Source organism: Ruegeria sp. AH12, from assembly GCF_056541465.1.
This window is the reverse complement of sequence record NZ_JBQFYL010000001.1, coordinates 645,341-662,943: the sequence shown is the minus strand read 5'-3', so window position 1 is coordinate 662,943 and position 17,603 is coordinate 645,341. Positions and strand designations below refer to the sequence as shown.

Sequence of the window (17,603 nt, the reverse complement as noted above, 5' to 3'; positions counted from 1 at the left end):
TCGCTTAGTTGATCAGCGTCGGCTTGGTCACATTGCTTTTGGGAAGAACGCCCAGACGACGCGCGACCTCGGAATAGGCATCCGTCAGATTGCCCAGATCGCGGCGGAAGACGTCTTTGTCCAGTTTCTGGCCTGTTTCAATATCCCACAGACGGCAGCTGTCGGGGCTGATCTCATCGGCGACGATCAATCGCTGGTAGTCACCATCAAAGACGCGGCCGATCTCGATCTTGAAGTCGATCAGTCGAATGCCAACGGCCATCATGACACCGCTCATGAAATCGTTCACGCGCAGGGCAAGGCTGAGGATATCGTCCATATCTTGCTGGCTGGCCCAGCCAAAGGCGGCGATATGTTCCTCGGTGACCAAAGGATCGCCCAGAGCATCGTCTTTATAGCAATATTCGACAATCGGGCGCGGCAGCTGCGTGCCTTCGGCGATGCCAAGACGCTTCGACATGGTCCCGGCCGCATAGTTGCGCACGATGATTTCCAGCGGCACGATTTCGCAATTGCGCACCAGCTGTTCCCGCATATTTAGGCGACGGATGAAATGGGTCGGCACACCGATCTGGTTCAGACCGTTCATGAAGAATTCAGACAGGCGGTTGTTCAGAACGCCCTTACCGTCAATCACGTCCTTCTTCTCCGCGTTGAACGCGGTGGCGTCATCCTTGAAATACTGCACGATTGTGCCCGGTTCAGGACCTTCATACAGAATCTTGGCTTTGCCTTCATAGATTTTCTTGCGACGCGCCATAAGCGACCTTTCCAGTCTGAGCAGTGGGAATGAGTCCCGCCGGTTGGCGCCCTCATAGTCCATGCCCCCCTTCCCCGCAAGTTTGCAAGGCAGCGAGACTTTGACACAGCGCAAATCCCTTGCACCCGTGCTGCCGTATGGTCATATCATCAACAGAGTAATCGCAACCCAAGAGGTCCCTGTCTCATGACCACCTTTGACGAACGTGAAAATGCGTTTGAAACGAAATTTGCGCATGACGAAAAAATGCAGTTCATCGCCCGTATGCGCCGCAACCGGTTCATGGCTGTCTGGGCCTCGACCCTGAAGGGCGAAACCGTAGAACAGGCGCGCAAATACGGTCAGGAGCTGGTTCAAACCGATCTGAAGCACGTCAACGAAGATGACGTCGTCAATGCGGTCAAAGGCTACTTGGGCGATCTTGCCGATGAAGCCAAAATTCGCGCGAAGATGGCGGAACTTCTGGTCGAAGCCAAAGAACAGGTGATGGCTGAGGCCGACATCTAAGTCTCTTTGCAGCACCGCTCATGATGTTCATGAGTATTATGAATTTGATTTGACGCCCCGGTCATGTGACACGGGGCGCCTGTTATTCATAATGGCGCTTTGCGCCAATTTTCGGGCTTCTCTAATGACAAATGCGCTCACCGACCTGCTGAACACCGCTGATGTAATTCTGGCCGATGGTGCGACAGGGACCAACCTGTTCAACATGGGTCTGCAATCGGGCGATGCGCCCGAGCTTTGGAACGTGGATTCACCTGAAAAAATCAAGGCTTTGTATCAGGGCTGGGTCGATGCTGGCAGCGATCTGTTCCTGACCAACACATTCGGCGGAACAGCGGCGCGTTTGAAACTGCATGATGCGCAGAACCGCGTGACCGAGCTGAACCGGATCGGGGCAGAGCTTGGCCGCGAAGTGGCCGATGCGTCCGGGCGCACCGTTATTGTGGCCGGTTCTGTCGGACCAACGGGCGAGATCATGGAACCGGTCGGCAGCCTGTCGCACAGCGATGCGGTCGAGATGTTTCACGAACAGGCCGCCGCATTGAAAGAAGGCGGCGCAGACGTCTTGTGGGTCGAAACCATCAGCGCCCCAGAAGAGTTCCGCGCGGCGGCCGAGGCCTTTGCACTGGCCGACATGCCATGGTGCGGCACCATGAGCTTTGACACTGCAGGTCGCACGATGATGGGCGTAACCTCCGCCGATCTGGCGCAGCTGGTTGAAACTTTTGAGAACCCGCCACTGGCCTTTGGGGCCAATTGCGGCACCGGCTCATCGGATATTATGCGCACCGTTCTGGGATTTGTAGCGCAGGGCACTCAGCGCCCGCTGGTGTCCAAAGGGAATGCAGGCATCCCGAAATATGTAGATGGCAGCATCAAGTATGACGGAACGCCTGATCTGATGGCCCAGTACGCCGTCATGGCGCGGGATGCGGGCGCAAAGATCATCGGCGGTTGTTGTGGCACAATGCCTGCCCATGTCGAGAAAATGCGCGAGGCATTGGATACGACCCCAAGGGCTGAACGCCCGACGCTGGATCAGATCACCGATGCTTTGGGGCCATTTTCGTCGGCCTCAGACGGTACTGGAGAGGAAGCGGCCCCGGAACGGCGCACGCGTCGGCGCCGCCGGGCCTGATTGCGCTCAGCGCCCCTCGAACTTGGCGGGGCGCTTTTCCAGAAAGGCCACGACACCTTCGGCAAAGTCACGCGAGCGCCCGCAGTCACCTTGCAAGCTCGCCTCGGTCTTGAGCTGCTGGGTCAGCGTGTTTTCATATGTACCGCGCAGGGCCGTTTTTATGGCTGCGAAACCAGCTGTTGGGCCAGTGGCCAGATACTCGGCGCGCTTGCGCCAATGCGCGGCGAAGTCGTCATCGGCAACCGCTTCCCAGATCAGGCCCCAATCATCGGCCTGACGGGCACTGATCTTTTCGGCAAAAAGTGCTGCGCCCATAGCTTTGGCCAAACCCATCTGGCGCGGCATGAACCAGGTGCCACCAGCATCAGGCAACAGACCGATCCGGGCAAAGGCCTGCAGGAAGTATGCGCTTTCACTTGCGATCACCACATCGGCGCACAAAGCAAGGTTCGCCCCTGCCCCTGCAGCCGCGCCGTTTACTGCTGCAATGGTTGGCACCGGGCAATCGTGGATCGACTCGAGCATCGGCTCATATTCGTCGCGCAAGGACCGTTCTAGGTCGATTTTTCCGGTTGATGAGGCGTCGCCAAGATCCTGACCCGAGCAAAAAGCCGGTCCAGCCCCTGTCAGCACCACGCAGCGCGCATTGCGAGCAGCCTCTTTCATCGCATGGGTGATCTCTGCCCGCATCTGAGTGGTCAGTGCGTTCATTTTATCCGGGCGGTTGAATGTCAGAACGGCCAGACCGTCAGTGATATCCAACAGGATTGTTTCGTAATTCATGTAAAGCCTCCCCTCGCGCCAGGTTTTGCGAACCCTGACCTATTCGAACAACAAGGGAAAGTGGAACCGAACGTCAGCCGTCGAGAATCTTGCGCAGCCGCTCTTTTTCTTCATCGCTGAGCGTATCATCAGCCTCAACTGCTTGAGCCATTGACCGATTGCGGACAAACGCCCATCCCATGCCCGCTGCAGCCAACAACATGAACGGCCCTGCAAGCCACAGCACTAGGTTGGCGCCTGAAATTTGCGGCCTAAGAAGCACATATTCACCATATCGGTCGACGATAAAGGCCATCGCTTCTTCGTCAGTATCTCCGGCAACCAGACGCTCGCGGACCAAAAGACGCAGATCGCGAGCCAGATCCGCGTTGCTTTCATCAATGCTTTCGTTCCGGCAGACCAGACACCGCAATTCGGCGCTCAGATCACGGGCCCGCTGCTCAAGCACCGGATCTTCAAGAACTTCATCAGGCTGCACAGCATATGCCGGGGCAACCCACAGCATTAGGATCAGGATCAGGCGTTTCATTCCGCAGGCACCCCGGACGCAGGCGTTTTGCGTGCGCCAGCAGCCACCCGAAAGCGTCGATCGCACAGGCTGAAAACGCCCCCAAAGGCCATCAGGATACATCCTGCCCAAATCCAGTTGGCGAAAGGTTTGATATAGGTCCGCACGACCCAACCCCCATCGGCCTGTTGGTCACCGATCACCACATAGAGGTCTCGCCAAATGCGATAGTCAATCGCGGCTTCGGTCGTGGGCATACGTGCAACCGGATAATCCCGCTTTTCAGGATGCAGCATTCCCAAGGACCGACCGTTTGTCTCGACCGAGATATCGGCCATGGTCGAGAAATAGTTCGGCCCTTGAACACGCCGCACATCTTCCAGCGTCAGGGTGAACTGTCCAACTTCAAAAGGTGCTCCGGGCTGGGCAACACGGATGTCTTCAACCTCCCACGCGGTCAGGCCAGCAATCGCAAAGATCGTGACACCCAAACCGGTATGGGCAATCGCCTTGCCCCAATCCGCACCGGGCAATCGGAACAAGCGCCCGAGGCTGCCCTTTCGGCCTGTTCTGCTCCAAAGATCGATGATTGCGCCGCAGGTGATCCAGACCCCAAGAAACAGCCCCACTGGCCCCAGTGCGCTACGCCCCGTCTGCATGGCCCACACCAAAAGCGCCAAAGCCAGCGCCAGCAGAAACGCATAGCGCAAAGACCATGCGGTTTTTCCAAGTCTGCCGCGCTTCCACGGCAGCAATGCACCGATTGGCAGAACTAACCCCAGCAGCACCATGAAGGGAGTGAAGGCAAAGTTGAAAAACGGCGGCCCAACCGAGAGCGTCCGGTCAAACATCATCTCGGCCACCATCGGCCACATCGTTCCCACGAAGACCACGAAACAGCTGACCGCCAGCAGGACATTGTTTACCACCAGCGCGCTTTCGCGGCTGACGACGCCAAACACACCCTTGGCCTCCATCGTCTGGGCGCGTGCCGCGAACAGGGTTAGCGCACCGCCGGTGAAAAAGACCAGAATCATCAGAATGAACACACCCCGCTCCGGGTCGGTGGCAAAGGCGTGGACTGATGTCAGAAGCCCCGAGCGGACAATGAATGTTCCGATCAGCGAGAATCCGAAGGCGATGATCGCCAGAAGAATGGTCCAGCTTTTCAACGCCTCACGTTTTTCAACAACGATGGCCGAATGCAACAATGCTGCCGCCAGCAACCAGGGCATGAACGAGGCGTTTTCAACCGGGTCCCAGAACCAGAACCCGCCCCAGCCAAGCTCGTAATAGGCCCACCAGGACCCAAGTGCGATACCAATCGTCAGAAACACCCAGGCCGCCAGTGTCCACGGCCGCACCCACCGACCCCAGGCCGCATCGACCCGACCTTCGATCAGTGCTGCAACGGCAAAACTGAACGACATGCTCAGGCCTACATAGCCCAGATACAGAAACGGCGGGTGAAACGCCAAGCCGGGGTCCTGCAACAAGGGATTGAGATCGCGCCCATCAAATGGCGCAATTGCCAGCCGATCAAATGGGTTCGACGTAAACAGAATAAACGCAAAAAAAGCCACGGCGACGGCCGATTGAACCGCCAGAACACGCGCTTTCAAGGTGGGTGGCAGCCCGCCGCCAAACAGTGCCGCCATGGCCCCGAACAAGGTCACGATCAGAACCCATAACAGCATAGATCCTTCGTGGTTGCCCCAGGTTCCGCTGATCTTATAGATCATCGGTTTTGCCGAATGGCTGTTTTCCACCACGATCCGAAGCGAGAAGTCCGAGGTTGTGAATGCCCAGACCAGTGCCCCAAAGGAAAACGCCGTCAGCAAAAATTGGGAGATCGCCGCAGGTTCGGCAAAGACCATCCATCCGGTCCAGCGTTTCGCGGCCCCGATCAGGGGGACCACGCTTTGAACGATGGCAATCATAAAGGCGAGGATGAGGGCGAAGTGACCAAGCTCTGTAATCATGGCTCAGGATATATCCCTCAGGTACGTGGCGCGCCAATCACTTTCGCCCATTTCTTCCGAACATAGTGTCGCGGCTCAGGCGTGTCTCAGCCGTTTCCATTCGGTCAGGGCCGGATTGTCGTCCGCTTGTGCGACCTCAATCTGCAAACCCGCATCCGGGCCCGGATCGGCAATGCCGGGGCTGTCACTGCGCATTTGCGCCAAGCTACGCAAATTGGCCAACACCTTGGGTGCACGCGTCATTGTATCCGAAATCTCGCGCTGCAACTCCTGCGCCTTGGCCTGATGGCGCGCGCCGAAATAAAACGAGACGATCACACCCAAAAGCCACCAAAGCGGTTCCGGCACCAGTGCAATGCCCTGCATCCGGGCCGCAAACCACAAGGGATCGATCATCGCAGCCACGAACAAGCCCAACGTCCCCAAAGCCAGCGCTGGGCGGGGCAAACGGTTCAAACCATCCATAAATCGGTCAAAACTGCCCTTACGCGGCACCTGAAACTCTGCCCCGAACTGCGCCATCGCCTGGCTTTGAACCGTCAATGCCCGTTGCGCACCCTCTTCGGCGTTTTCCCGAAAAACCTCTGCCGTTTCACGCACAACATTGCGCCCGCCACCAAACAGAAAACCCAGAATGCCCGATATCAGCCCCATGCTGCGACCCTTTCCTGAAACTGCGCGTCGCTCAGGTGGTATTTTGGAGACAAAAACTCCTCCGCCCGTTTGATCCAGCCCCCTTTGCCGCCTGAACGGCTGCGCGCATATTTGCGCGAGGCAGGCCTGCGATCGGCCAAGCGAAAATAGTAGTTCCGTCGCGCCACCCCATATGCATCGCGCAAGGCTAATTCCCCCGGCAGGGCCGCCTGCGCGCAGGCGCGCGTTGTCTTCGGACCGATCACGCCGTCCACTGCGACGTCAAACCCCATCTCGCGCAACAAACGCTGCAGGATTTTCACGGCCTGGCTGCCCGCATTCACATACATGTCAAAAACCGACGCGTGCAGTACCACGGGCAACTCTGAAATCCGAGGTTTTTCAAAGTAATGCCGCACAAAAATGTCAATCGCCTGCCGCTTGCTCAGCGCGCGCACATCGCTCGTGTCAATCCGACCGTCACCTGTCAGATCAAGTCCCAGCCGCCGCAGGGTGTGAATGGTCACACCAAAATTCGTCGCACCACCGGGATCATCCGGATCATGCACAAATCCACCTTCGCGCGCCATAATCTCTGTCGCTATATCCCGAACCGTCTGCATGTCGTCCCCCGAATGCTCTGTCAGGTGAAACGGTCCGGCAGTAAGCTTAATATCCTCAAACGACACAGGGCGCTGCCCGCCCTTCGCGCGCAACGCCCCTTGTTCTTCTGTTTCAAAATACCTCTGCCGGAGGCACGCAGCAGCGCTGCGTTCAACTGTCGCTGGGCTCTTGATAAACGCCTTGTTCTTTCAGCGCGTCCATCACTTCTTTCGGCATATAGGTCTCGTCATGTTTGGCCAGGATTTCAGTCGCTTCAAACACACCGTTCACGTAACGCCCGGTCCCAACCATCCCCTGGTTTTCCGAAAACAGATCGGGCAATACACCGGTAAAGGCCACCGGCACGCTTTCACCACCATCGGTGACGACAAAGCGCACAGTCTCGCCCTGCCCACGCTGGATCGAGCCTTCCGCGACTAGGCCACCAATCCGGAAAACTTCCGTAGGCTCCGGCGGCTCGGCTATCACTTCGCTTGGCGACCGGAAGAAATTGATCCCATCCTGCAAGGCCCACCCAATCAACGCCGTTGAGGCCGCCAAAGCAACCACCGCGACCAGAATAACCTGTATCCGACGACGTTTCTTGAGCGATTTCATACCGTCCTCACGGGAAAAGCGGGGCCATCATCAGGCCTTTGGTTTCGTCCTCACCTAACATCAGATTGGCGTTCTGCAAGGCCTGACCGCTGCTACCTTTTGTCAGATTATCCAGCGCCGCAACAACGATCGCGCGCCGCTCAATCCGATCCGCAACTACTCCGATATGGCAAAAGTTCGAGCCGCGCACATGGTGGGTCGATGGGGCCTCGCCCATTGGCAGCACTTCGATGAAAGGCTCGTCCGCATATGCCTTAAAAAGCGTTTCATAGACGCTTTGCGGATCGCCCTTCACGTAGCTGGTCGCAAGAATACCCCGATTGGCCGGGATCAGGTGGGGTGTAAACTGTATATGCACGGTCCGGCCAGCAAGCCTGGAAAACTCCTGATCGAACTCCCCCAGATGCCGATGCGTGCCTCCGACAGCATAGGCATTTGCGCCCTCGCTCAACTCAGCATGCAACAGGTTTTCCTTAAGCGACCGCCCTGCCCCGGACACTGCGCATTTCAGGTCCAGAACGATATCGTCCAGATCAATCACTTCGGCGCTGATCAGCGGCCGCAGCACATATTGCCCGGTTGCCGCGTTGCAACCCGTGCCAGCGACCAGCCGCGCTGTGCGAATGTCGTCTCGGTAGAATTCAGTCAGGCCGTAAACAGCCTCTTCCTGCTGTTCCAACGCGCTATGCGGGTTGCCATACCATTTCTCGTATTCATCCGGGTCCTGCAGCCGGAAATCCGCAGATAGATCGATGATTTTAAGGTCATTTGGCAAATCCCGGATGACTTCCTGACTGGTCTTATGTGGCAAGGCGCAGAAACACAGATCGATCTGCGAGAAATCGATTTCCGAGATTTTGCACAGATCCGGCAGGTCCATATGGCGCAGATGCGGAAAAACCTGCGCCATTGACAGCCCGGCCTTACGCTCGGCGGCCAGGGCAACGATGTCCATATTCGGGTGCTCGGCAATCAGCCGCACCAGTTCAGCGCCGGTATATCCAGAGGCACCCAGAATTGCGATTTTGTGGGTCATATCAGACCTCTTCTTTTCATGTGTCACGGGATGTGACCGCCGATGTGACGGTCTTTATATTCAGAATTTCGGAAAGGATGCGCCTTGACCTAGGTCAGGCCGCCTCGAACGTGATTTGTCGTCGGAGGAACTGGGTCGCACGGTCGCTGACAAAACCCGGCTTACCCGTGGTCAGGAACCCGCCAGCGCCCTCGCCCAGCATATTCGGGTGGCGCTGCAGATAGTCCGCCAGGCTTTCGGCAACCAGATCACCCTGGCTGAACACTTGCACATCCGGGCCCAAAGCCGCCTGAAAGGTTTCGGCCATCAAGGGATAGTGTGTACAGCCCAGAATAGCGGCCTGAGGGTCTGGCATCTTGCGTTTCAACGCATCCACATGGCTGCGCACCAGCGCTTCGGCCAGAATCAAATCGCCGTCTTCAATGGCATCGACCACGCCACCGCAGGCCTGTGCTTCGACATCGACACCAATCGCCCTGAACGCCAGTTCCCGTTGAAACGCGCGGCTGGACACGGTTGCAGGCGTGGCAAACAGCGCCACATGCTTAACCGCCACTTCCCGCGGGGGTGAGTTGTCGCCCCACTGCCGTTCTGTCAGCGCCTCGATCAGGGGCACAAAGACGCCCAGAACCCGCTTGCCCTCGGGCACACCGGCCTCCTGCATCCGCCGCAGCGCCGCCGCACTTGCGGTGTTGCAGGCCAGAATCACAAGATTGCAGCCGCGATCCCACAGGTCGTGCACGGCCTTACGGGTCAGCTGATAGATATCGTCGGAATCGCGCACGCCGTAGGGTGCATGCGCACTGTCCGCATAATACAAGAAATCAACGTCCGGCAGGTGTTTCTGCGCGGCGTTCAGGACGGTCAGACCGCCCAAACCGGAATCAAAGATGCCTACTGCCATTTGCCCCTTCAGGCGCGATGCCGTTCCTCGAATTCATAGCCGTAGTCATAAGACTTCAACGGCTTCGGAGACAGCTCATACGTGGCTTTGCGCAGGAAATCCATCATCTTGCGCGTATCCTTGCCAAGTGGGTCCAGAACGTCACGCCCGATGGGGTCGCCAATCACTACTTTTACCGGGGTATCGACGCGTTTCTTGAACTCTTTGATCAAAAGCCCCATGCGCAATGTGTTGTGCAAATGACTGGCGATCTGGAACAGGCGCGAGGTGTGGCCGTCAAAGAATACCGGCACTACGGTCGCATTTGATTTGGCCACCATCCGCGCGGTGAACCCTCGCCAACCCGGATCCATCGGATAGGCGAACGGGTTGACTGCCGTGCTCACTGTTCCGCCCGGGAAAATGCCTATCGCCCCGCCATCGCTCAGATAGTTCAGCGCAGTTTTGCGGGTTTCGAGGTTCAGCTTCATCGCCTCTTTCGTCTCGTCGAACGAGATCGGCAGGATAATTCGGTTCAGCTCTTCCGCCTTACGGAACACGCGATGCGCTAGGATGCGAAAATCCCCACGCATCTCGGACAGCATGTGCCCCATCATCAACCCATCCAGGATGCCATAGGGATGGTTTGCAATCAGGATTAGTGGACCGTCTTTTGGGATGTTCGACAGCGCCCCGCCAACGACATCCAGTGTCAGACCATAGCGTTCAACCATGACGGCCCAGAAGTCACGCCCACTGGCGACGTCTTTTTCATACCCATCCGCACGTTTGATCAGACGGATCCGACCAGTCGTGTTTTCCATAAGCTTGATAACCATCCGGCCACCCTTGGTTTCGGCAGAATGGGCATAAGAAATGTCACGAACAGCATGACGGCGCGAGGGCATCTAATATCTCCGGTATTTCGCCTGCATTATAAATTAGGCGACACTTTTGCCTAGCTCTTGTGACAGATTTGTGACGCCTCATTCCGCCGCAGCGCGCAATTCGGGGCCTCCGCTGCGGATGCTTGCCAGCAATTCTTCACGTCGTTTTGCAGCTTTGGCCTCATTTTCCAGCAAAACAGGGCCGAAACCTCGGATTTCCAGCGGTAAACGCGCCAAGGCTGCAATGGCGTCGTGCGTGTCCTGCGATAGCAGAGGCAGAACCTGTTTCATGTCACTTTCATATTGCTTGATCAGCGCACGCTCCATCCGTCGTTCAGCTGTGTAGCCAAAGATATCCAGCGGCGTGCCGCGCAGCGTTTTCATCCGCGCCAACAATTTCAATGGCCCCATCATCCATTCGCCGAAGGCACGTTTGCGGGGTCTGCCAGTGCCATCCGTCCCGCCTAGGATTGGAGGCGCCAGGTGGAAGGTCATTTTGAAATCGCCGTCAAACTCTGCCGTGGCCTTGTCGCGACTGCTCAGCAGCAACCGCGCGACTTCGTACTCATCCTTGTAGGACAACAGCTTGTGATAGCCTTTTGCAACGGCTTCACGCACCGTTTCATCCTGAATGTCATCGACCAGCTTGCGGTAGCGTTTAGCCAGACGAGCCGATTGATAATCGGTCAGATGCTGGGCCCTGAAATCGATCATTTGATCCAGAGTCTTTGGCATCTCAGCAACAGACCGAGACAGGATCGATTGAACATCAGCCGGAAACAGAACCGCCCAACGGCCGATATCAAAGGCGCGTTTGTTCCGTTCGACCGCTGTGCCGTTCAGTTCGATCGCAGCCAAGATTGCCGAATGGCTAACCGGCAAGATGCCCCGCTGCCAAGCGGCCCCGAACACCATCATATTTGAGTAGATCGAATCCCCCATGACGGTTTTGGCCAGATCGGTCGCGTCAAACAGGCTCACCCCATCCTTCAGACGTGCCTGCAACGCCAGTTCCAACTGATCGCTGGGGATACGGAACTCGGTATCGCGGGTGAAATCACCTGTCACCGTTTCGTGATTGTTCACTACGGCGCCGGTTTGACCCGTCCGTGTCAGGCCCAAAGTCTTGGCCCCGGCAGAGACAACTAGATCGCCGCCAATCAGCGCATGCGCCTCACCAGTGGCCACACGAATGGCACTGATATCCTCGGGCCTGTTGGCCAGACGGCAATGGATATGCACAGCGCCGCCTTTCTGGGCAAGACCGGCCATCTCCATCATGCCGGCGCCTCTACCGTCGATTTGCGCAGCCTGCGCCAGGACGGCCCCAAGCGTGACAACACCCGTGCCGCCAACACCAGTGATGACGACATTATGCGTGCCGTCGATCTCGGGCAGATCAGGCATAGGCAGATCAGGTAGATCAAGTTGCTTCGTGGCTTCTTTTCGGATTTTCGCACCTTGCAGCGTCACGAAAGACGGGCAAAACCCGTTCAAGCACGAGAAGTCCTTGTTACAGCTGGATTGGTCAATCGCACGTTTGCGGCCAAGTTCGGTCTCTTTCGGTACGATTGAAACGCAGTTGGATTGCACCCCGCAATCGCCGCAGCCCTCACAGATATCGGTGTTGATGAACACGCGCTTGTCCGGGTCTGGGAATTCGCCTCGCTTCCGCCTGCGACGTTTCTCGGCAGCACAGGTCTGGACATAGACGATGACCGAGACACCTTCGATCTCGCGGAACCGGTCTTGAACCTTCATCAACTCTGCGCGTTCAAAGCTTTCCACGCTCGCAGGCAACGCGCTCAGGTTCACGTCTTCCTTTTCGTCATAGACTAGTGCGACATGCTGAACGCCCATGGCCTTTACCTCAGCGACGATCCGTTCGGCGGTCAGATCACCTTCGTTCCCCTGCCCACCGGTCATAGCGACCGCGTCGTTGAACAGGATCTTGAACGTCATGTTGGTCCCCGCTGACAGCGCCGCGCGGATCGCCTGGACGCCCGAATGGTTATACGTCCCATCGCCCAGGTTCTGGAACACGTGTTTGGTGGTCGAAAACGGTGCCTCACCGATCCAGTTCGCGCCCTCACCCCCCATCTGGGTGAAACCGGTCGTCTCGCGGTCCATCCACTGCACCATATAGTGACAGCCAATGCCCGCATAGGCGCGGCTGCCTTCGGGTACTTTGGTCGAGCTGTTATGCGGACAGCCCGAACAGAAATACGGCAGGCGCGTTGCGATTTCCTGTGCATTGTCGGCTCGGCGCGCCTCGGACAGTTTTGACAGACCGGCGCGCACCCCGTCTGTGTCGCGGCCTTCTTCGATCAGAATCTCGCCCAGCTTCTCGGCAATCATGATAGGATCAAGCGCATCGCGGGTCGGGAACAACTCTTCACGATGCAGCGCGCCCGCACCGCCTTTGTACCAGCCATAGACCCGACGACCACGCCGATCGTCAAAGATGGCCTCTTTGACCTGAACCTCGATAAGTTTTCGTTTTTCTTCAACGATCACAATCAGGTCCAGCCCCTCGGCCCATTCATGAAAACTGGTCATATCCAGTGGGAAGGTTTGACCGATCTTGTAGGTCGTGATGCCCAGACGCTCTGCTTCGGCTTCGTCGATATTCAACAGCGACAGCGCATGGGTCAGGTCCAGCCAGTTTTTGCCTGCCGCGACGAACCCGACCTTGGCACCTGGTTTGCCCCAAACCCGTTTGTCCAGCTTGTTGGCCCTGCAGAACATCTCGGCCGCAAAGCGTTTGTAATCAATGACCCGCGCCTCTTGCAGATGCGGTGTATCGCCCAGCCGGATGTTCAACCCACCCTCCGGCATATCAAATTCAGGCATCACCAGTTGCATCCGATCCGGCCTGCCATCCACAACCGAGGTGACCTCGATCGTGTCTTTCATGGTCTTCAACCCGACCCAGACACCGGCAAAGCGACTAAGCGCAAAGCCATAGATGCCGTAATCCAGTATTTCCTGAACGCCTGCCGGGCTGACCACCGGCATATACATATCGACCAGAGACCATTCCGATTGGTGCAACACGGTCGAGCTTTCGCCCGTGTGGTCGTCGCCCATGGCCATCAGCACACCGCCATGCTGTGCAGTGCCCGCCATATTCGCATGGCGCATCACGTCGCCGGACCGATCAACGCCCGGACCCTTGCCATACCAAAGGCCAAAAACCCCATCGTATTTGCCATCGCCACGCAGACCCGCCTGCTGACTGCCCCATAGCGCAGTCGCGGCCAGATCCTCGTTCAATCCGAATTGAAAAGTTACATCGCTCTGGGTCAGATATTTTTGAGCGCGCATCATCTGCTGATCGACCGCCCCGAGCGGCGAACCACGATACCCTGTCACCAGACCCGCTGTATTTAGGCCCGTATGCTGGTCGCGTGCCTTCTGCATCAACATCAGCCGCACAAGCGCCTGCGTCCCGTTCAAAAGAACAGGTGATTTCTCAAGATCAAACCGGTCATTCAGCGAAATCTGTGGCTGACTCATCAGACGTCTCCCTTCGTCAGATCAGTGTGCTTTATCTTCGCGCATATTAGGTCACAATTGCTGACCTGTATAGAGTTTATCCACTGAAACCTAAGCATTTCGTGGTTTGTTTGTGGAACTTGTTACCTATTTCATATAGGTCTTCCCGAGGATAACGAAAGTTGCGGCGATGGATTGGGACAAGCTTAGAATATTTCACGCAGTTGCGGACGCGGGCAGCCTGACCCATGCGGGCGACAAGCTCAATTTGTCTCAATCCGCCGTGAGCCGACAAATCCGCGCTTTGGAAGAATCACTCGACGCAACCCTGTTTCACCGCCATGCCCGCGGCCTGATCCTGACCGAACAGGGTGAGTTGCTGTTCGACGCCACCTCGGCCATGTCCAAACGTCTTGATACAGCAGCTGCCCGTATCCGCGACAGCGAAGAAGAAGTTTTTGGCGTTTTGCGCGTCACCACGACCTTTGGCTTTGGCACATTGTGGCTCGCCCCGCGCCTACCCAAGCTTTATGAGGAATACCCCGATCTGAACATCGACCTCATGTTGGAAGAACGTGTACTGGACTTGCCCATGCGCGAAGCGGACGTTGCCATTCGCATGAAAGAGCCCAGCCAAGCTGATCTGGTACGCAAACGCCTTATGACCGTTCAGATGATGCTGTATGCAACACAGGAATACATCGAAACACATGGCGGGATGTTGAATGCGCTGGAGGACATCAAGGATCATCGCCTGATCTGTCAAACACCCGCGGCCCCCCAGGTGGGTGCAAGTGCCTCGATGGTGCAGCACCTGATGACCTACAATCCGAGGTCACTTTTGACTGTGAACAACTACTTTGGTGTGCTTCAGGGGGTTTTGCACAATCTGGGAATTGGCGTTCTACCTGATTACGTGACCCAGGACTTCCCGCATTTGCTGCCGGTTCTGTCCGATATCGAAACTGCTGATGTCCCCGTCTATTTGGCATATCCGGAAGAATTGCGGCATTCCAAACGCGTCGCAGCATTCCGTGATTTTGTTCAAGATGAGATCATTGAGCAGCGTAAGCAAATGAAAAGAATGGGTAAACTTTAGATATGCACTGACAGCATATCGGACATGACCAATCTACAGGCCGTTATTCCTTGAACGTTCACAAACTGCCACCTAAATGAACTCTCGAAGGCGGTGATGCTGAAACGCTCATCATCTTCATACCTCCCTGTTGGACTACGGCCGAGCTTAGTGCTCGGCCTTTTTTTTGGTTTTCCGCCAATTGCATCCCTCAACGCGCGAATAAGTCTGGGAAAACAGGCGGGTGCGCTCTAAGATCACGGAAAAATGATCGAATTTCTAAGATCGAGGGATAATTCATGCTCCACCCACTTCGCCTGATTTTGGCGCTGGTATCTGTCATGTTCCTAACCCTGCCGCTTCATGCGCAGGTAGCAGGGACCACTTCGAGCGACACGTCGACCAGCGTGACAATTCCGGAAGACCTTACGCCGGAACAAGTGGATGATCTTGTTGCGCGCATGTCAGATGACCAAGTCAGGTCGATCCTACTCGAACGTCTAGACGCCGTTGCTGAGAAAAACGCAGCCGACGCTGAAGAGCGAGATGACCCGATCACCGAAATCAACGAGATTTGGGCCGAAATGGTCGCGTCTTGGACTCATGTTATTGTCACGATTCCGAATTTGTTCAGCGCCCAAGCCCACGCCGTCGAGAATTTTATCAAAAAGTTCGGCGGCAATGGTGCTCTACTATTGATCGCTCTCGTCGTCAGCGTTCTGGTTGTCGGGTTCGTGGCTGAAAAACTGTTCGGCCTGCTCACGAGAAAGTGGCAACCCAATGCAGAAGTTGCGGATGAGAACGATCTTAGGGGAGCGGTAAGTTATCTCTTTGTCCGGTTCTGCAAGGAGATCGCCGGGCTCGTTGTCTTTTATGTCGTCATTCGGGCCGTTGGTCGCGGGCTTCTGACGACCGAGCAAATAACCTACGCCGCGCCGTTTGTATTCTATTTGATCTGGGTTCCACGCCTTGGCGCCGCGGCATCGCGGTTCGTTCTTGCGCCAAACAAAGCGGAATTCCGGCTGGTCAATATCGACGACCATTGGGCGAAATACTTGCATCGCAATTTGATTGGCCTTCTGATCCTCGTGGGCTTTACCTTGTTCCTGCTGCATTTCAACGGCCTGAACGGAGTAACAGGTGGTGAAACACGTATCGGTTTCTGGCTCAATGCAGGCATCCACATCTACATTGGTTTGATCGCATGGAAAGCGCGCGAAGGCTTATCTCAGATGATGCTGGGTACTGACCCTGATCACACCAAGTTTGACCAGGAAATCGCCCACTACTACCCTTACTTCGCAATTGGTGTATCGGCGGTGATTTGGCTTCTGGTGGAATTCCTTGCTGCTCAGCGCGATCCGGCGATCCGAGTTATCTTGCTGCAAGGTGCTCATTTCACGACCATGTTCTGGTTGTTGATCGCTCCGGCGCTCGACACATTGATCAGGGGTTTGGTCCGCCACCTTCAACCACCAATGCTAGGCGATGGGCCTGTAGCGGAACAAGCGTATAAATCTACGAAGCGCAGCTACATTCGGATTGGTCGAGTTGTGGCAGTAATTTTCGTGATCCTAATGATCGCCCGCGCCTGGAACCTGAACCTCAGCGAAATCGCTGGTGGCGGTGGGGAAGAAGGCAGTCGCGTCATCCAGTTCTTCATTATCATCGCGGTAGGCTACATCTTGAACGAGGTTGTCTCGCTTTGGATCAACCGCCGCTTAGCGAAAGAGATGACCGCATCCGAGCAGAGCCCTGATGAAGAGGCCGGTGAAGGTGGCGGCGCAGGTGGCTCTCGATTGGCGACCGTTCTGCCACTGCTGCGCGTGACGGCACAGGTTGCAATTGCAGTCATTTTCGCCCTTCTGGCACTCGGGGCCCTTGGGCTGGATATCACCCCGCTTCTGGCCGGTGCTGGAATCTTGGGCCTCGCCATTGGTTTCGGCGCTCAGAAATTGGTTTCCGACATCGTCGGCGGGATTTTCTTCCTGATCGACGACGCTTTCCGTGTGGGTGAGTATGTCGACGTTGGTGGCACCACGGGTACGGTCGAGAAAATCTCGATCCGCTCGATGCAGCTGCGCCACCACCGCGGGCCGGTACACACTATTCCCTATGGTGAGATTCAGAAACTGACCAACTACAGCCGCGACTGGGTCATCATGAAGCTGAAATTCACCGTGCCTTTCGACACCGATCCCAACAAGGTTAAGAAGATCTTCAAGAAGATCGGCGCCGAGATGATGGAAGACGAGACCCACAAGGATGGCTTCCTGCAACCCTTCAAGTCGCAAGGCGTCTTTGATTTTGACGACGTCGGCATGATCATCCGCGGCAAGTTCATGGCCAAGCCGGGCAAGCAGTTCACACTGCGCAAGGAGATTTTCAACCGGGTCAAGGCATCTTTCAAGGAAAACGGTATCGACTTTGCCCGCCGCGAGGTACGCGTTGCGATCCCCGGGCTGGATGACAATGATGACCTGTCTGGCGAGCAAAAGACTGCTATTGGCGCAGCGGCAGGAGCTGTTGCTCAGCAGGCCCAACAACAGAAAGATCAGCCCAAATAAGCTGCAGATCATTCTGTGATCCAAAGATCAAACACGGGGTCGCCATGAGGCGGCCCCTTTTTTCAGCAGACATCGCACACACACACTCAAAACCCTGCCTCAATTGGCAGAGCCGCCTTTCC

General features: G+C 56.4%; 15 protein-coding genes. 4 read left to right on the top strand and 11 right to left on the bottom strand.

Going from position 1 to position 17,603, the window contains the following annotated elements; genetic code table 11:
* Positions 1–4: 4 nt before the first annotated feature.
* On the bottom strand, positions 5–760 hold the full coding sequence (purC, locus tag ACR0EL_RS03325; protein ID WP_480498424.1) for a phosphoribosylaminoimidazolesuccinocarboxamide synthase: 756 nt from the start codon (positions 758–760) through the stop codon (positions 5–7).
* 186 nt (positions 761–946) lie between these two features.
* Between purC and ACR0EL_RS03320 the strand changes: the two genes are divergently transcribed.
* Together ACR0EL_RS03320 and bmt are read left to right on the top strand one after the other, a co-directional pair.
* Positions 947–1,267, top strand: coding sequence for a DUF1476 domain-containing protein (locus ACR0EL_RS03320; RefSeq protein WP_480498172.1), 321 nt, complete (start codon positions 947–949; stop codon positions 1,265–1,267).
* 124 nt (positions 1,268–1,391) lie between these two features.
* Positions 1,392–2,405 carry a betaine--homocysteine S-methyltransferase gene (gene bmt / locus ACR0EL_RS03315; protein ID WP_480498170.1) on the top strand — a complete coding sequence of 338 codons (1,014 nt, stop codon included), beginning with the start codon at positions 1,392–1,394 and terminating at the stop codon, positions 2,403–2,405.
* Positions 2,406–2,411: 6 nt separating this feature from the next.
* Here the strand turns inward: bmt and ACR0EL_RS03310 are convergent, their stop codons facing one another.
* From ACR0EL_RS03310 to ACR0EL_RS03265, 10 genes are all read right to left on the bottom strand, one after another.
* The gene (locus ACR0EL_RS03310) at positions 2,412–3,188 is read right to left on the bottom strand and encodes an enoyl-CoA hydratase-related protein (RefSeq protein WP_480498168.1); all 777 of its coding nucleotides are present in this window, start codon (positions 3,186–3,188) and stop codon (positions 2,412–2,414) included.
* Positions 3,189–3,261: 73 nt separating this feature from the next.
* On the bottom strand, positions 3,262–3,717 hold the full coding sequence (locus ACR0EL_RS03305) for a cytochrome c-type biogenesis protein (protein ID WP_480498166.1): 456 nt from the start codon (positions 3,715–3,717) through the stop codon (positions 3,262–3,264).
* Positions 3,714–5,678 (bottom strand): heme lyase CcmF/NrfE family subunit, encoded by a 1,965-nt coding sequence (locus ACR0EL_RS03300; RefSeq protein WP_480498164.1) that lies wholly within the window; start codon positions 5,676–5,678, stop codon positions 3,714–3,716. The genes ACR0EL_RS03305 and ACR0EL_RS03300 overlap by 4 nt, the downstream gene beginning before the upstream one ends.
* Before the next feature lie 75 nt (positions 5,679–5,753).
* Entirely contained in the window at positions 5,754–6,332 is a 579-nt protein-coding gene (locus tag ACR0EL_RS03295) for a holin family protein (protein ID WP_480498162.1), read from the bottom strand.
* The gene (locus tag ACR0EL_RS03290; RefSeq protein WP_480498160.1) at positions 6,323–6,934 is read right to left on the bottom strand and encodes a holin-associated N-acetylmuramidase; all 612 of its coding nucleotides are present in this window, start codon (positions 6,932–6,934) and stop codon (positions 6,323–6,325) included. Before ACR0EL_RS03290 ends, ACR0EL_RS03295 begins: the two co-directional genes overlap by 10 nt.
* A 151-nt stretch (positions 6,935–7,085) precedes the next feature.
* Positions 7,086–7,532 carry a cytochrome c maturation protein CcmE gene (ccmE, locus tag ACR0EL_RS03285; protein ID WP_480498158.1) on the bottom strand — a complete coding sequence of 149 codons (447 nt, stop codon included), beginning with the start codon at positions 7,530–7,532 and terminating at the stop codon, positions 7,086–7,088.
* A gap of 7 nt (positions 7,533–7,539) precedes the next feature.
* Entirely contained in the window at positions 7,540–8,568 is a 1,029-nt protein-coding gene (argC, locus tag ACR0EL_RS03280) for an N-acetyl-gamma-glutamyl-phosphate reductase (RefSeq protein WP_480498156.1), read from the bottom strand.
* 94 nt (positions 8,569–8,662) lie between these two features.
* Positions 8,663–9,472 (bottom strand): glutamate racemase, encoded by an 810-nt coding sequence (locus ACR0EL_RS03275; RefSeq protein WP_480498154.1) that lies wholly within the window; start codon positions 9,470–9,472, stop codon positions 8,663–8,665.
* Between the two features lie 8 nt (positions 9,473–9,480).
* The gene (locus tag ACR0EL_RS03270) at positions 9,481–10,359 is read right to left on the bottom strand and encodes a lysophospholipid acyltransferase family protein (protein ID WP_480498152.1); all 879 of its coding nucleotides are present in this window, start codon (positions 10,357–10,359) and stop codon (positions 9,481–9,483) included.
* Between the two features lie 78 nt (positions 10,360–10,437).
* Positions 10,438–13,857, bottom strand: coding sequence for an indolepyruvate ferredoxin oxidoreductase family protein (locus ACR0EL_RS03265; protein ID WP_480498150.1), 3,420 nt, complete (start codon positions 13,855–13,857; stop codon positions 10,438–10,440).
* Positions 13,858–14,026: 169 nt separating this feature from the next.
* Between ACR0EL_RS03265 and ACR0EL_RS03260 the strand changes: the two genes are divergently transcribed.
* Together ACR0EL_RS03260 and ACR0EL_RS03255 are read left to right on the top strand one after the other, a co-directional pair.
* Positions 14,027–14,935 carry a LysR family transcriptional regulator gene (locus tag ACR0EL_RS03260; RefSeq protein WP_353007375.1) on the top strand — a complete coding sequence of 303 codons (909 nt, stop codon included), beginning with the start codon at positions 14,027–14,029 and terminating at the stop codon, positions 14,933–14,935.
* 278 nt (positions 14,936–15,213) lie between these two features.
* Entirely contained in the window at positions 15,214–17,481 is a 2,268-nt protein-coding gene (locus ACR0EL_RS03255; protein WP_480498148.1) for a mechanosensitive ion channel family protein, read from the top strand.
* Positions 17,482–17,603 lie beyond the last annotated feature (122 nt).

Excerpts from the sequence above, each read along its gene's own strand:
- ACR0EL_RS03310 (WP_480498168.1), bottom strand. The coding sequence starts at position 3,188 with ATGAATTACGAAACAATCCTGTTGGATATCACTGACGGTCTGGCCGTT.
- ACR0EL_RS03275 (WP_480498154.1), bottom strand. The coding sequence starts at position 9,472 with ATGGCAGTAGGCATCTTTGATTCCGGTTTGGGCGGTCTGACCGTCCTG.
- bmt (WP_480498170.1), top strand. The coding sequence starts at position 1,392 with ATGACAAATGCGCTCACCGACCTGCTGAACACCGCTGATGTAATTCTG.
- ACR0EL_RS03320 (WP_480498172.1), top strand. The coding sequence starts at position 947 with ATGACCACCTTTGACGAACGTGAAAATGCGTTTGAAACGAAATTTGCG.
- ACR0EL_RS03260 (WP_353007375.1), top strand. The coding sequence starts at position 14,027 with ATGGATTGGGACAAGCTTAGAATATTTCACGCAGTTGCGGACGCGGGC.
- purC (WP_480498424.1), bottom strand. The coding sequence starts at position 760 with ATGGCGCGTCGCAAGAAAATCTATGAAGGCAAAGCCAAGATTCTGTAT.
- ACR0EL_RS03270 (WP_480498152.1), bottom strand. The coding sequence starts at position 10,359 with ATGCCCTCGCGCCGTCATGCTGTTCGTGACATTTCTTATGCCCATTCT.
- ACR0EL_RS03300 (WP_480498164.1), bottom strand. The coding sequence starts at position 5,678 with ATGATTACAGAGCTTGGTCACTTCGCCCTCATCCTCGCCTTTATGATT.
- ACR0EL_RS03305 (WP_480498166.1), bottom strand. The coding sequence starts at position 3,717 with ATGAAACGCCTGATCCTGATCCTAATGCTGTGGGTTGCCCCGGCATAT.
- ACR0EL_RS03265 (WP_480498150.1), bottom strand. The coding sequence starts at position 13,857 with ATGAGTCAGCCACAGATTTCGCTGAATGACCGGTTTGATCTTGAGAAA.
- ACR0EL_RS03290 (WP_480498160.1), bottom strand. The coding sequence starts at position 6,934 with ATGCAGACGGTTCGGGATATAGCGACAGAGATTATGGCGCGCGAAGGT.
- ccmE (WP_480498158.1), bottom strand. The coding sequence starts at position 7,532 with ATGAAATCGCTCAAGAAACGTCGTCGGATACAGGTTATTCTGGTCGCG.
- ACR0EL_RS03295 (WP_480498162.1), bottom strand. The coding sequence starts at position 6,332 with ATGGGGCTGATATCGGGCATTCTGGGTTTTCTGTTTGGTGGCGGGCGC.
- ACR0EL_RS03255 (WP_480498148.1), top strand. The coding sequence starts at position 15,214 with ATGCTCCACCCACTTCGCCTGATTTTGGCGCTGGTATCTGTCATGTTC.
- argC (WP_480498156.1), bottom strand. The coding sequence starts at position 8,568 with ATGACCCACAAAATCGCAATTCTGGGTGCCTCTGGATATACCGGCGCT.